The 15,274-nt window shown below is 40.2% G+C and carries 11 protein-coding genes; 9 read left to right on the top strand and 2 right to left on the bottom strand.

Features of this window, described 5'->3' with window-relative positions:
• Positions 1-42: 42 nt before the first annotated feature.
• The 3 genes from AB8M93_RS02290 to AB8M93_RS02280 are packed head-to-tail and all read left to right on the top strand — an operon-like array spanning position 43 to position 1,583.
• Entirely contained in the window at positions 43-588 is a 546-nt protein-coding gene (locus AB8M93_RS02290; protein WP_373056011.1) for an RNA polymerase sigma factor, read from the top strand.
• Between the two features lie 32 nt (positions 589-620).
• Positions 621-1,142, top strand: coding sequence for a hypothetical protein (locus AB8M93_RS02285; protein ID WP_373056010.1), 522 nt, complete (start codon positions 621-623; stop codon positions 1,140-1,142).
• Positions 1,143-1,583, top strand: a complete 441-nt coding sequence (locus tag AB8M93_RS02280) for a hypothetical protein (RefSeq protein ID WP_373056009.1) — start codon at positions 1,143-1,145, stop codon at positions 1,581-1,583.
• Positions 1,584-1,672: 89 nt separating this feature from the next.
• Here the strand turns inward: AB8M93_RS02280 and AB8M93_RS02275 are convergent, their stop codons facing one another.
• Positions 1,673-2,743 (bottom strand): WD40/YVTN/BNR-like repeat-containing protein, encoded by a 1,071-nt coding sequence (locus tag AB8M93_RS02275; RefSeq protein ID WP_373056008.1) that lies wholly within the window; start codon positions 2,741-2,743, stop codon positions 1,673-1,675.
• A gap of 108 nt (positions 2,744-2,851) precedes the next feature.
• Here AB8M93_RS02275 and AB8M93_RS02270 point away from each other — a divergent pair, with 108 nt between their 5' ends.
• The 3 genes from AB8M93_RS02270 to purL all read left to right on the top strand — a co-directional run bounded on the left by AB8M93_RS02270 (position 2,852) and on the right by purL (position 9,308).
• Complete coding sequence (locus AB8M93_RS02270; RefSeq protein ID WP_373056007.1) at positions 2,852-4,066, top strand: RsmB/NOP family class I SAM-dependent RNA methyltransferase; 1,215 nt, start codon at positions 2,852-2,854, stop codon at positions 4,064-4,066.
• A gap of 33 nt (positions 4,067-4,099) precedes the next feature.
• Positions 4,100-5,527 carry an endonuclease gene (locus AB8M93_RS02265; RefSeq protein WP_373056006.1) on the top strand — a complete coding sequence of 476 codons (1,428 nt, stop codon included), beginning with the start codon at positions 4,100-4,102 and terminating at the stop codon, positions 5,525-5,527.
• A 118-nt stretch (positions 5,528-5,645) separates the two neighbouring features.
• Positions 5,646-9,308: a phosphoribosylformylglycinamidine synthase gene (gene purL / locus AB8M93_RS02260; RefSeq protein ID WP_373056005.1), complete on the top strand. Its 3,663-nt coding sequence runs from the start codon at positions 5,646-5,648 to the stop codon at positions 9,306-9,308.
• Positions 9,309-9,367: 59 nt separating this feature from the next.
• Here purL and AB8M93_RS02255 read toward each other — a convergent pair whose 3' ends face one another.
• Positions 9,368-9,958 (bottom strand): DUF4136 domain-containing protein, encoded by a 591-nt coding sequence (locus AB8M93_RS02255; protein ID WP_373056004.1) that lies wholly within the window; start codon positions 9,956-9,958, stop codon positions 9,368-9,370.
• A gap of 425 nt (positions 9,959-10,383) precedes the next feature.
• Here AB8M93_RS02255 and AB8M93_RS02250 point away from each other — a divergent pair, with 425 nt between their 5' ends.
• The 3 genes from AB8M93_RS02250 to AB8M93_RS02240 all read left to right on the top strand — a co-directional run bounded on the left by AB8M93_RS02250 (position 10,384) and on the right by AB8M93_RS02240 (position 15,234).
• Positions 10,384-12,159 (top strand): AMP-dependent synthetase/ligase, encoded by a 1,776-nt coding sequence (locus AB8M93_RS02250; RefSeq protein ID WP_373056003.1) that lies wholly within the window; start codon positions 10,384-10,386, stop codon positions 12,157-12,159.
• A gap of 164 nt (positions 12,160-12,323) precedes the next feature.
• Entirely contained in the window at positions 12,324-12,794 is a 471-nt protein-coding gene (locus AB8M93_RS02245; protein ID WP_373056002.1) for a MarR family winged helix-turn-helix transcriptional regulator, read from the top strand.
• Between the two features lie 34 nt (positions 12,795-12,828).
• Positions 12,829-15,234 (top strand): 3-hydroxyacyl-CoA dehydrogenase NAD-binding domain-containing protein, encoded by a 2,406-nt coding sequence (locus AB8M93_RS02240; protein ID WP_373056001.1) that lies wholly within the window; start codon positions 12,829-12,831, stop codon positions 15,232-15,234.
• Positions 15,235-15,274 lie beyond the last annotated feature (40 nt).

The raw sequence follows: 15,274 nt of genomic DNA, 5'->3' as shown, positions 1-15,274 counted from the left end.
CCCGCAAAACATAACTTGTATTGTTCAGCAAATTAAAAGCAGTTGGATACGTCTGAAAATGAATTAGTAGAGCGCCTTAAACATAAAGCTACTGCCCAGGATGCTTTTAGAGAGCTTGTATCAATACATAAGGAAAGACTTTACTGGCACATCAGGAATATGGTGAAAAACCATGACGATACAGATGATATTCTTCAGAACACCTTCATTAAAATCTTCAAAAATATCCGTAACTTTAAGGGAGAGAGCAGGCTTTTTTCCTGGATGTACCGTATTGCCACTAACGAGGCGATCACCTTCATCAATAAAAAAGCCAGAAAACTTCAAATCACCTCTGAAGATTTACAGGAACGGCTTATTTCAAATCTTCAAAGTGATGTGTATTTTGACGGTAACGACATTGAATTAAAACTGCAAAGGGCCATTGCCAGTCTCCCCGCCAAACAACAACAGGTTTTTAATATGAAATATTTTGAAGAACTAAAATACAGGGAAATGGCTGAAATTCTAGAAACGAGCGAAGGCGCATTAAAAGCTAGTTACCATATTGCTGCCAAAAAAATTGAAGAATTTTTAAAAACAAATTAAACCTTTTGTAAAAACAGAAGTCAAATAAACAAATGAAAACGAACAAGCTACCACACAAATCTAAACCGGGCTTTAAAGTTCCCGAAGATTATTTTGAGGCTCTGGAGCAGAACCTCATGGATAGCTTATTTTCTGATTCCAAAGAAGCCTTTGTTCTTAATGAAAAAATTTCCAGTGGGTTTAAGACCCCGCAACGTTACTTTGAAAATTTTAATGTAGAACTTCCTGAGAAGGAAGCTACAGGAGTTATTTCTTTAATAGACAGAAGGACTCTTTATTATGTTGCCGGGATTGCAGCAGTTTTAATCTCTTTGTTCTATGGCCTCTTTAACGAAAACAGCGCAAAAGCGTCCTGGGACAACCTTGAATTGTCTGCCATAGAAAACTACATAGAAGAAGGATATATGGACATGCCGGAGTCTGAAATTACCAATTATTTATATGAAGATGGATATGTTATTGAGGATGCCGATTTCAGGAAGGTGAATTCCAGGGCTGTTGTAGATTATCTTGATGAGCATGTGGAGGACCCTACTTATATATTTGATTATTAAATGAAAAAATCTATACTTGTTTTTCTTATTTTTTTCTGCGTTGGCCACTCCAATGCGCAGGACAACAGGGAACAGATTAAAGCCCTGAAAACAGCCTTTATTACCCAGGAATTAAATATGAGCAATAAAATTGCGCAAAAATTCTGGCCTATCTACGAAGAATATGAAAATAAAAGAAGACAGCTGCATGAGGAAGAGGATACAAAATTGCTGGATACCGAATGCATAAATGAAGAACAGGCAGAAAGAATACTGGACGAGTATTTAGATATTGAAAGGCAGGAGTATGTGATTAAAAAACAGCTTTTCAAGGATCTAAAAGAAATTCTCTCTACCAAAGAAATTATAAAATTGCACCGGTTGGAAGATGAATTTCATCGTAAACTAATAAAAGAGTATCGCGAAAGAAAAAGAAGCGAACAAGAGAATAACAGTAAATAGAAGATTTTAGATTTAGTTTTTTGGTTAGTTAGTTAGTAATTGTATTCCGGGTGGCTGTTGTCATCCGGAATACTTTTTTTAAACCGGTTCTATTTAAAATGTAATTTCGCTATTCTTCCCTTACCGGCCGCATAAGCCGTGGAATCATCAATAAAACGTATGGTATAAAAACCTTCACTGGAAATCTGACTCCAGCTTTCCCCGCCATCTTTGCTGTACGAAACACCTGTAAAACCAGTAGCTATAATTTCTTTTCCGGCGGAATTTGGCACATACCGCACTCCGCTTTTGTAACCCGGCTCCTCCCCTTCAGCCACAAGCTTCCAGGTTTTGCCGCCATCTTTGGTAATCGCTTTATTTCCTGTATTTCCTTCAGGAGCCGTATAATCACCCCCTACAATTATTCCGTTTTCAGCATCATAAAAATCCATACTGTACCCTCCTTTGGTCGCTTCTCCCTGAAGCAACGGAGTTTCAAAAACTTCCCAGTTCTCACCTTTGTCTGGCGAATAAAATATTCTCGATTTCATTCCGCCGGAAAGGATCCAGGCCTTATTCCCTTTTAAGGCAATATTAGAGTTACTGGCGGCAAAGGCCGCTTCCCCCCTGGCAGCTTCAGGTAATTCCTCGCACGGCATCTTGTTCCAGGTTTTACCCCCATCACGGGTAATAACTACAGAAAGGCAATTTTCAGTGGGATCTCCCACAGCAATGCCTTCCTGGTCATTCCAAAAAGCCATGGCATCATAAAACACATTTTCACCTTCCTCTTTGTACACCAGCTCCATTTTACCGTTTTCTCCCGTTTTATAAAGTAATGCAGGATATCCAACGCTCAGCATGAAAAAATCATTCGTAGTACTTGCAATTGCCCTAAATTCCGGAACAACTGTATCGTACTTCTGCACATTTGTTTTCCATCTTTCTTCTGCGGAATTATACAAACCATAAGTCCCGTTATTGGCGGCAAAAACAAGATTATTCCCAATTACTTCTATAGCCCTGATGCTTAAAGAATCATTTTGCAGGATATTTTCTATTTCAACACTGGTAAAAAAGCTTTCGGCAATATTTTCATTTGCTTCGGAAGCTGAATCAGATTTATTTTCAGACTTACAGGAAATGATAAAGATAACAAACAGGTAAAGTAATTTTTTCATACAATAGCTATATTTGGTGAAAAATGAATTTGGCCATTTTGAGCAATAAACCAAAGATAAATTTTTCCGAAGCAAAAATCCGTACCTTTGCAGCCTTAAAATAATTTTATGCGCTTACACAGAAACCTGGTTTTCGCGACCATAGATTCTTTATCTGAAATCTTTAACGAGGGAAAATATGCCGATAAGGTTATACAGGGCACGCTCAAGAGGGATAAACGCTGGGGTTCCCGGGATAGAAGTTTTATTGCTGAAACTACTTATGATATTGTGCGATGGAAACGCCTTTATGCTGAAATTGCCGAAGTTAAAGAACCTTTTTCACGCGAAAACCTGTTTCGCCTTTTCGCGGTTTGGGCCACTTTAAGAGGAATAGAACTGCCGGACTGGAAACAAATTGAAGATACTCCTACCCGAAGGATTAAAGGTAGGTTTGACAAATTAAGCCAGATTAGGAAATTTAGAGAATCTATCCCAGACTGGCTGGACGAATTGGGAGTTGCAGAACTTGGTGAAGAAACCTGGACTAAAGAAATTCATGCTTTAAACAATCTGGCACCGGTAATTGTAAGAACAAACACGCTCAAAACTGATAAAGAAACGCTGAAACAGGAATTTTTAAAGGAGGAGATAGATTCTGTTCCTGTTAAAAATTATCCAGAAGCCCTGGAACTTAAAGAGAGAGCCAATGTCTTTAGAACCAAAGCTTTTAAAGATGGTTTCTTTGAAGTACAGGACGCTTCCTCGCAACTGGTTGCTCATTTTCTCGAAGTGGAACCGGGAATGCGGGTGGTGGATACCTGCGCAGGTGCAGGTGGTAAAACTTTGCATTTAGCGGCATTAATGGAAAATAAAGGCCAGATTATCGCGCTGGATATCTTCGGAAATAAATTAAAAGAATTAAAACGCCGTGCAAAACGTGCAGGTGCTCACAATATAGAGACCAGAGAAATTGATACTACCAAGGTCATTAAAAAACTTCATAACAGTGCAGACAGGGTTTTAATTGATGCTCCCTGTAGCGGACTTGGCGTATTAAGCAGGAATCCGGACGCTAAATGGAAACTCCAACCGGATTTTATTGATGAAATAAAGAACACCCAGGCAGAAATCCTGGATCAATATTCTAAAATTTTAAAGCCTGGCGGAAAAATGGTTTACGCCACCTGTTCTGTATTACCTTCAGAAAACCAGCAACAGGTAGAAAGTTTCCTGAACCGCGAGGAAGGGAAAAATTTCAAGCTTGTAAAAGATCAGAGAATCCTTTCTTCGGAAAGCGGATATGACGGGTTTTATATGGCGTTGCTGGAGTTAAAAAAATGATTTAAATCTTAATTAATAATTTAACATTGTAACATGATTTTAAAAACCAGAATTTTAATTTTCTTCAGCCTGTTCATTTTAGCAGCTTGTAGTTCTGATGACGACAACACTATTACAGATACTCCCGATACTGGGGAGACTGGCGATACTGGTGATGAAGAGCAGGGAGAGGACCCGGGATTTATTATACCCGATGACCTGGCAACTTATTATGCTGATGTAGATTTCAGTTTATCTTCAGAAGATCTTGAACAGGAACTTTCAGATCTAACCATTGCCAGGCATACTACTTTTTTAAGTTACACTGATAGGCATGACTATTTATACAATGCCAATGAAGATCCAGATAATGATGCCAATGTAGTATTGGTGTATAGCGGTGAAAGCAGGGATAAAAGAGAATACGTTTCCAGCGCTAATTCATATTCCCCCCAAACATTTAATACCGAGCACATCTATCCGCAATCTTATTTATCCAGCGACGATGTAAAAGCCGATCTTCATAACCTGGAACCTGGAGACCAGAATATAAATTCTTCACGCGAAAATTACCCATTCGCCGATGGTGAAGGAAGTTATCACCTGGTAGATAATGCATCCTGGTATCCCGGCGAAGACTGGACTGGGGATATAGCCAGGATTGTTATGTACATGAACCTTACTTATGGCGAAAGCTTTAGCGATGTGGGCGGTATGGATCTTTTTCTAAAATGGAATGCTGAAGACCCGGTATCTGTTTTAGAGGCGAATAGAAATGATGTGATAGAAAGCGCGCAGGGTAACCGTAACCCTTTTATTGATAATCCTTACCTGGCCACTTTAATATGGGGAGGAGACGATGCAGTAAATACATGGACTGAAGATTACACTGGCCCTGTAAGCGAAGAGTATACTGAAGATACTACCGATGAGGATAATGAAGATGAAGACGAAACTCCAGATGAAGGTGAGGGTGATGAAGATGGAGAAGGAACTACAGGCAATAATGAAAACGCAGTTTTACTATTTTCAGAATATGTTGAAGGTAGTGGTAATAACAAAGCCCTGGAAATTGTTAACCTTTCTGAAGAAGCCATAGATTTGGAAGCAGCCGGGTATAGTATCATGAAACAATCAAACGGTTCTGGTGACTGGAGCAACGCGCTCCCTCTAACCGGTACTTTGGAAGCAGGCGATGTACTGGTGGTTATCAATTCCCAGTCTGACCTTCAGAAATTACTGGATGAGGCCGATATCCAGCAAAATGGCGCTCCTATAGACTTTAACGGAAATGATGCCGTGGGATTATTTAAAAATGATGAACTGGTAGATATTATTGGGGTTTTTAACAATGATGCCGACTATGCCAAAGATATCACCCTGCGTAGAAAAGCAGAGATTACAGAACCTGCCACCACGTACGATGCTGACCAATGGGAAATTTTGGACAGGAATGATGTTGATGGAATTGGTACTTACTAATTCCTGATTTCTAAAATTATTAAAAACCGGTGCTGGTCAGCATCGGTTTTTTTATTTTTCCATTCCGGTTATTCACACCAAAAAAGCTAAATTTGTCACCAATAAAAAACAACCTGGAATGATCCTTTTCTTCGGAAACCAAACCACCAAGGTTTTTGCTGTGGAGACCCACACCAACCTTTCAGCTCAAGATATTTCTAAACTAAACTGGCTTTTTGGCGACACCACTCAAATAAATAAATCTGCTCTGGCAGATTTTTTTGTTGGCCCACGAGCCGCCATGATTACTCCCTGGAGTACCAATGCCGTGGAAATCACCCAAAATATGGGTATTCAGGGCATCATCAGGATTGAAGAGTTTTTAAGGGTAGATGAGCATTTTCATGATTTCGACCCCATGTTATCGCAAAAATACAATGGTTTAGATCAGGATATTTTTGATATTCATATAAATCCGGAACCGATAATTGAAGTTGATGATATTGAGGCTTACAATCAACAGGAAGGGCTGGCACTTAATGTTGAAGAAGTTGCTTATTTACAGGGTTTGGCCGAGAAACTCGGCCGAAAACTAACCGATTCTGAAGTATTCGGTTTTTCCCAGGTGAATTCAGAACATTGCCGGCATAAAATTTTCAACGGAACTTTTGTAATTGATGGAAAAGAAAAACCTTCTTCCCTCTTTAAACTCATCAGAAAAACTTCCGAAGAGAATCCCAACGAAATTGTTTCGGCTTATAAAGACAATGTAGCATTTATTAAAGGCCCTAAAGTACAGCAATTTGCTCCTAAAGCGCCAGACGTACCGGAATATTATGAAAATAAGGATTTTGAGTCGGTAATTTCCCTGAAAGCCGAAACTCACAACTTTCCAACAACCGTAGAACCTTTTAATGGTGCGGCTACAGGAAGCGGCGGGGAGATTCGGGATCGCCTGGCCGGCGGGAAAGGTTCTTTGCCTTTGGCGGGAACTGCGGTTTACATGACTTCCTACTCCAGGCTAGAGAAAGATCGGTCCTGGGAAAATGCAATGCAGGAGCGAAAATGGTTGTACCAGACGCCGATGGATATTTTGATAAAAGCTTCCAACGGAGCTTCCGATTTTGGCAATAAATTCGGGCAGCCTTTAATTGCAGGTTCTGTACTTACTTTTGAACATGCAGAACATAATCGAAAACTCGGTTATGATAAAGTAATTATGCTTGCCGGCGGAATTGGCTATGGGAAAGCAGACCAGGCGAAAAAAGATGTCCCAAAAAAAGGAGACAAAATCGTGGTGCTTGGTGGCGAAAATTACCGCATTGGCATGGGCGGTGCCGCGGTTTCTTCTGCAGATACCGGAGAGTTTGGAAGTGGTATTGAGCTCAACGCCATACAGCGGGCAAATCCCGAAATGCAAAAACGTGCGGCCAATGCCGTACGCGGAATGGTGGAAAGCGAGGAGAATCCTATTGTTTCTATTCACGATCACGGCGCCGGAGGCCATTTAAACTGTCTTAGCGAACTTGTGGAAGAAACCGGCGGAAAGATAGATCTTGATAAACTTCCGGTTGGTGATCCCACCCTTTCAGCGAAAGAAATTATAGGAAATGAGTCCCAGGAGCGCATGGGGCTGGTAATTGGCGACACCAACCTTGAGATTTTAAGACGGGTAGCCGATAGAGAACGTGCTCCAATATATGAAGTTGGGGATGTTACCGGCAACCATCGTTTTTCTTTTGAAGGAAAAACTACAGGCGAAAAACCTATGGACCTGGAACTTGCCGATATGTTTGGCAGCTCTCCCAAAACTGTGATGATAGATAAAACGGTAGATCGCAAATATGGTGATCTTGTTTATTCCTCAGAAAAAATTCAGGAATATTTGGAGCAGGTGCTGCAACTGGAAGCGGTGGCATGTAAGGACTGGCTTACCAATAAAGTTGACCGCTGCGTGAGCGGCCGGGTGGCCAAACAACAAACCGCCGGTCCGCTGCAACTTCCGCTTAATAATTGCGGGGTGATGGCCCTGGATTACAATGGTAAAGAAGGAGTGGCGACTTCTATAGGCCACTCCCCGGTTTCGGCACTTGTAGATCCCGTTGCGGGTTCTAAAAACTCCATTGCCGAAGCGCTTTCCAACATTATATGGGCGCCACTTGAAAAAGGGCTAAAATCCGTATCCTTGTCGGCTAATTGGATGTGGCCCTGTAATAATGAAGGCGAAGATGCCAGGCTTTATGAGGCTGTTCAGGGAGTTTCAGACTTTGCTATTGCTTTGGGCATCAATGTTCCCACGGGAAAAGATTCGCTTTCGATGAAGCAGAAGTATAAAAATGAAGAAGTTATTTCTCCCGGAACAGTGATTATTTCAGCAGCCGGACATTGCGACGATATCACTAAAGTGGTGGAGCCTGTACTTCAGAAAGACGGCGGCGATATTTATTATATCAACATGTCCCAGGATTCTTTTAAACTCGGCGGTTCTTCCTTTGCCCAAATTCTGAATAAAGTGGGCGCTGATGTTCCCACCATCAAAAATGATGAAAAATTCGCTGATATTTTTTACAATATACAGGGCCTTATTAAAACCGAATTGATTTTGGCAGGCCACGACGTTGCTTCCGGCGGACTGATTACCACTTTACTGGAAATGTGCTTCGCCGATGTAAACCTGGGAGCTGAAATTGATCTCTCCGCTTTAAATGAAAAAGATTCCCTAAAACTTCTCTTCAATGAAAACTGCGGAATTGTTTTTCAGGCAAAAGACGCTGCTGCGGAACAGGTGCTGACTGATAATGATATTGAATTCTTTAAAATTGGACGTGCAACTGAAGGAAACGAGTTAAAAATTAAGAACGGTGCTGAAAACTTCAGTTTTAATGTTTCTGAATTAAGGGACAAGTGGTTTGAAACTTCTTTTCTTTTAGATCAAAAGCAGAGTGGTAAAGACAAAGCCACCGAAAGATTGAATAATTACAAAAATCAGCCGCTGGAATTCAAATTTCCGGCAAATTTTACCGGCCTTCTCGACTCCGCTAGAAGTGACAAAAGAATTAAAGCGGCGATAATTCGTGAAAAAGGTTCAAATTCAGAAAGGGAAATGGCGCGTGCAATGCACCTGGCTGGTTTTGATGTAAAAGACGTACACATGACTGATTTAATTTCGGGAAGGGAAACGTTGGAGGATATTAAATTTATTGCTGCCGTTGGCGGTTTTTCAAATTCAGATGTTCTGGGAAGCGCGAAAGGCTGGGCCGGGGCTTTTCTTTATAATGAAAAAGCGAAAGCGGCTTTAGATAATTTCTTCAGTAGAGAAGATACATTATCACTTGGTGTTTGCAACGGTTGTCAGCTCTTTATAGAACTTGGCTTGATAAACCCAGATCATGAGGAAAAACCTAAAATGCTGCACAATGCTTCAAAGAAGTTTGAATGTGTATTTACTTCCGTAGAAATTAAAGAAAATGATTCGGTGATGTTATCCAGCCTTTCCGACAGTAAACTTGGTATTTGGGCAGCACATGGGGAAGGAAAATTCAGTTTTCCCTATCCAAAAGAGCGATACCAAATTGTTGGAGAATATGGATATGATAAATATCCTTCCAATCCCAACGGTTCCAACCATAATACCGCAATGTTAACCGATGACACGGGCAGGCACCTGGTAATGATGCCACATTTGGAACGTTCTACTTTCCAGTGGAACTGGGCTTATTATCCCAAAGGACGAAAAGATGAAGTATCCCCCTGGCTGGAAGCTTTTGTGAACGCCAGAAAATGGCTGGAGAAAAAGCAGTAATAAAAAAACCGAAGTCCGTACAGAACTTCGGTTTTTCTTTTTTTGCACCTCTTTAATTATTAGTTTTTAAGCGGGTATTCTTCAAAAATATCATCAACCATTCCCCTGATCGCATCCCGGGAAGTTTGGTCGTAAACAGCATCTGAGGCAATACCTTTCCAAACCGTATTTTTAGTTTGCCTGTCTACAAGGTTAATTATTAAAGTACCTTCTTTATAAGAATAGGTATCGGTATCATAACCCACTACCCCATTATAGTTGTTATATCCATAGTAATAGTAATTGTTATAGTAGGGGCTTACTGATCCCATTCCTGCAGAATAGGGATAGGTAGCATATACAGGGTCTGTGGTGGTCTCTACTTCGGTATCGGTTTTAGTACTTACTAATACCAGTAGATCAGGTTCATTACGTTCCAGCTCGTAGCCTTCCTGTTGCATATTGTTATTTATAGCTTCAATAATAGTTTGATTCACACTCTCATCATTATAGGCTTTACCGGGAACTTCAGCATTGGTATTGGGTAAATAGGCGAAAGTTTCGTAACTGCTAAGGTCGCTGCTTTCCGGATTTACGGTTCGTACTCTCGGGCCACAGGCAAAGGCCAGCAATAGCATGGCACAAATTAAGGTAGTCTTAAAATTCTTCATAATCATTTCATTTTTTTAGTTGTCCCTATAAAGTACGGATTAGGTTCCTTATCTCTACGGTTAATCTGAATTTTAAAATGAGTTTAACGCCTTAGTAGTTAATTTAATAGAAACTTAGCATGGATGAAATGAGTAAGATAAAAGGCCTTTCACAAAATTTTCATGTAAAAAGGTGTAGAAAAAATTTTAAAATTATGGATATTTATTATCAGGTCAAGGATCTTATTTAATTATGCTAACTATTCAGTTTATTGTCTGCTAAAACAATTTCCCTGAACTAACTTCTAATAAATCGCATAATCCTATTGTAGTATAAGTCATAAACCGTTAAAAGGTTTATAATATAAAGCATCTTTTTTTAGATATATGATTTGAAATAGCACCCAAAATTCCTATTTTGCAGGGAATATCACACCATATAGTTCATGACAGAGATAAAAAGACTGTTTGATTTTCCATATTATCAGTTGGAAAATCATCCCCTGGAGGTCGCTTTAAGTACTAAGTACAGCAATTCCTGGAATTCCATATCTACAAAGGAATATATTGACAAGGCGAATAGCGTGAGCAGAGGTTTGCTACGCCTGGGTGTAAAGCCAGCTGAAAAGATTGCCGTTATTTCTTCTTCTAACCGGAATGAATGGAACGTGCTGGACATAGGGGTTTTGCAAATTGGTGCTCAAAATGTTCCTGTTTATCCAACTATTTCTGAGGATGATTATGAGTATGTTCTAAACCACAGTGAAGCCGTTTACTGTTTTGTTTCTGATGCCGAAGTACTTAAAAAACTGAATGCCATAAAGGCTGGCACCAAATTAAAAGAGGTGTATAGTTTCGACCAGATTGAAGGTTGCAAAAACTGGAAAGAAGTTTTGGAACTAGGGGAAGATAAAAAGAATCAGGACGAGGTAGAAAAATTAAAAAAGTCGGTTACAGAAGACGATCTTGCGACCCTTATTTATACCTCCGGAACTACCGGAAAGCCAAAAGGCGTAATGCTTTCACATAAAAATATTGTTAGCGATGTGCTTAACAGTGCAAAACGGGTTCCTTTTGAAACCGGAAGTTACACTGCCTTAAGCTTTCTTCCCGTTTGCCATATTTTTGAAAGGATGATCCTTTACCTCTATCAGTACTACAGCGTCTCCATTTATTTTGCTGAATCTATAGATAAAATAAGCGATAACCTTAAGGAGGTAAAACCGCATGTAATTACTGCAGTTCCCAGGTTACTGGAAAAAGTTTATGATAAAATCATCGCTAAAGGGAATTCTCTGGAAGGCGTTAAAAGAAAGCTTTTTTACTGGGCGGTGGAAACAGGTTTAGAATATGAACCATACGGAGCCAATGGCTGGTGGTACGAAACAAAATTAAAAATTGCCAGAAAACTGATTTTTTCCAAATGGAAAGAAGGGCTTGGCGGTAATATAGATTTAATTGTTTCGGGTAGTGCGGCGCTACAACCAAGGCTTACCCGCATTTTTGCAGCAGCAGGAATTCCGGTAATGGAAGGCTATGGATTAACAGAAACCTCACCCGTAATTGCCGTTAACGATCAACGCAATAAAGGATTTAAAATCGGGACTGTTGGAAGGGTAATTGATACCGTGGAAGTAAAAATTGCTGAAGACGGAGAAATTCTTACTAAAGGCCCCAACCTTATGATGGGCTATTATAAAGATGAAGAAAAAACCAAAGAAGCCATTAATGCCGAAGGATATTTTCATACCGGTGATATTGGTGAGCTAGATGAAGACGGTTTTCTTAAGATTACCGACAGAAAGAAGGAGATGTTCAAAACTTCGGGAGGCAAATATGTGGCCCCGCAAATTATTGAAAACACTATGAAGCAATCCCGCTTTATCGAACAGATCATGGTGGTAGGCGAAGGAGAAAAAATGCCTGCGGCTTTAATTCAGCCGAATTTTGATTTCATTAAAGACTGGGCCAGGCTTAAAAAAATAGAGTTGGGAGACAGCAATGAAGATATTGTGAATAATACTGAAGTAATTGAACGCATTCAGGAAGAAGTTAGCTTCTACAATGAAAAATTCGGACATTGGGAACAGATCAAACGTTTCGAACTTACCCCGGAAGTCTGGGGGATAGACAATGACCAGCTTACCCCTACCATGAAATTGAAAAGAAGGAATATCAAAGAACGCTATATAGATCTTTATAATAAAATATACCAGCATTAAATTTTGATATTCAATATGTTATACACAAACTAACTCTCCGTAATCCGGGGAGTTAGTTGTTTTAGATACTATTATCTCATCACTCAGGGATAATAATTAATTTACATCAATTTATTATGCATGCATAATATTTTTTATTAACTTTGGAATTCATCCCATAAAAGATGAAGGAAAAAACTATAGATTATGTATTGCGAGCAACCTGGATGGCGGTTTCAAAAATGTATAATGAAGAAGCCGGAAAAGCAGGAAGTACAATGGCAACGGGATTTGCCCTTTTAAGCATAGATCCTGAAAAAGGTACTCCTTCTACCTCTCTTGGTCCAAAAATGGGCATGGAAGCCACCAGCCTGTCACGCATTTTAAAATCTATGGAAGAGAAGGGGCTCATTTTACGCAAAAGAAATCCGGAAGATGGCCGAAGTGTTCTTTTGCATTTAACCGATTTTGGAAAAGAAATGCGGGAATTCTCTAAAACGGTGGTGCTAAGGTTTGACGAAGCTGTTAAAGAAAACGTTTCCGAAGAAGATCTTAAGACCTTCAATAAAGTAGCAAATACCATTACCGATCTTATTGCCGAGAAAAAAATTTACCGGGAAGAAATTGCGATAAACGCTAAACAGCGGGAAGAATAATCCCGTTGAGATAAACTATAAAATTAACCAGGAAATGAAGAGAAGAATTAATAAAGTTGCTGTCATTGGTTCAGGAATTATGGGAAGCGGCATTGCCTGCCATTTTGCCAATATTGGCGTGGAGGTACTGCTTCTGGATATTGTTCCGCGGGAACTTAATGAGAGAGAAAAGAAAAAGGGGCTAACACTTGAGGATGAACAGGTTCGTAACAGGATTGTGAACGATTCCCTCCAAACTGCTTTAAAATCCAAGCCCTCCCCTATTTATCATAAAGATTTTGCCAATCGCATTGAAACAGGAAACCTTCAGGACGATATTTCTAAAGTTTCTGAAGCCGACTGGATTATTGAAGTGGTGGTGGAACGACTGGACATTAAAAAACAGGTTTTTGATAATCTTGAAAAACACAGGAAAGAAGGAACTTTAATTACTTCAAATACCTCTGGAATTCCAATCCAGCAAATGAGCGAAGGCCGGAGTGAAGATTTTCAGAAGCACTTCTGCGGAACCCACTTTTTCAACCCGCCAAGATATCTAAGGTTATTTGAAATAATTCCCGGCCCGGAAACTTCAGATGAAGTTCTTGAGTTTCTAAATGAATATGGAGAAAAGTTCCTCGGTAAAACTTCTGTAGTAGCTAAAGATACTCCGGCATTTATTGGAAACCGCGTTGGTATTTTCAGCATTATGAGCCTTTTCCATACGGTGAAAGATATGGGAATGACCATTGAGGAAGTAGATAAACTTACCGGCCCTGTAATTGGCCGGCAGAAGTCGGCTACTTTTAGAACTGTAGATGTGGTTGGCCTGGATACTTTGGTACATGTTGCAAACGGACTTCATAAAGGCGTGCCACAGGACGAAGCGCATCACCTTTTTGCGATGCCGGATTATATTGGAACCATGGTAGAAAATGAATGGTTTGGCAGTAAAAGCGGACAGGGATTTTATAAGAAGATTAAAAGTGAGGATGGATCCAGCACCATTAAGTCGCTTGATTTAGAAACCCTTGAATATCGTGACCAGAAAAAGGCAAATTTCGCCACCCTGGAACAAACCAAAACCATAGATAAAGTTGCAGATCGTTTTCCGGTATTAGTAAATGGAAAAGATAAAGCCGGGGAATTTTTCCGCAAGAATTTTTCCGCCCTTTTTGCTTATGCTTCTAATCGTATTCCGGAAATTACAGATCAGCTTTACAAAATAGACGATGCCATGAAGGCAGGTTTTGGCTGGGAACATGGGCCTTTTCAAATTTGGGACGCCATTGGCGTTGAAAAAGGCATTGAAATGATGAAGGCAGAAGGCAAAGAGCCCGCCGCCTGGGTTAATGAAATGCTGGAAAGCGGAAGCAAGAGCTTTTACACCGTTAAAAATGGCAATTCCTATTACTACGATCTTGAGAAAAAAGAACAGGTAAAAGTACCCGGGCAGGATGCCTTTATCATTCTGGATAATATCAGGGAATCTAAAGAAGTTTTTAGCAACAGTGGAGTTGTTGTTGAAGATCTTGGTGACGGAATCCTGAACGTAGAGTTCCGCAGTAAAATGAATACTATTGGCGGGGATGTTTTAGACGGAATAAACAAGGCTTTTGATATTGCTGAAAAAGATTACCAGGGGCTGGTTGTTGCCAATAATGGCAAGAATTTTTCTGTGGGCGCCAATATTGGGATGATCTTTATGATGGCTGTGGAGCAGGAATACGAAGAATTGAACATGGCCATCAAGTATTTTCAGGATACCATGATGCGCATGCGCTACTCCTCTATCCCCACAGTGGCCGCACCACACGCAATGACGCTTGGTGGTGGCTGTGAACTTTCTTTACATGCAGATAAAGTCGTTGCGGCAGCCGAAACCTACATTGGTTTAGTTGAATTTGGTGTGGGGGTAATTCCCGGCGGCGGAGGTTCTAAGGAAATGACCGTAAGGGCCGCGGAGACTTATCAGAAAGATGATGTGGAATTGAACCGTTTGCGCGAACACTTCCTCACTATTGGAATGGCAAAAGTGTCCACTTCAGCTTATGAAGCGTACGATACCAATATTCTTCAAAAAGGAAAAGATATTGTGGTTATAAATCCAGACCGGCAGTTGGCAATTGCTAAAAAACATGCTTTGCTAATGGCCGAGAACGGATATACAAAACCCATTCCGCGGAAAGATATTAAAGTTTTGGGAAAACAGGCTTTGGGAGCATTTTATGTGGGAACAGACCAGATGTATGCCGGAAAATATATTAGCGAACATGATAAGAAGATTGCCAACAAACTGGCTTATGTAATGGCCGGGGGAGATTTGTCTGAAGCATCTTATGTGAGTGAACAATATTTACTTGATCTGGAAAGAGAAGCATTCCTTTCCCTCACAGGAGAGCGAAAAACCCTTGAAAGACTCGAGCATATGTTGAAAAAGGGGAAACCGCTAAGAAATTAAAAAGGCTGAATGATGAATGTTGAGTTACAAAAGATTAATA

This window comes from Autumnicola aciditolerans (assembly GCF_041679265.1).
Classification (GTDB): domain Bacteria; phylum Bacteroidota; class Bacteroidia; order Flavobacteriales; family Flavobacteriaceae; genus Autumnicola.
This window is presented reverse-complemented; position numbering and strand designations above follow the sequence as displayed.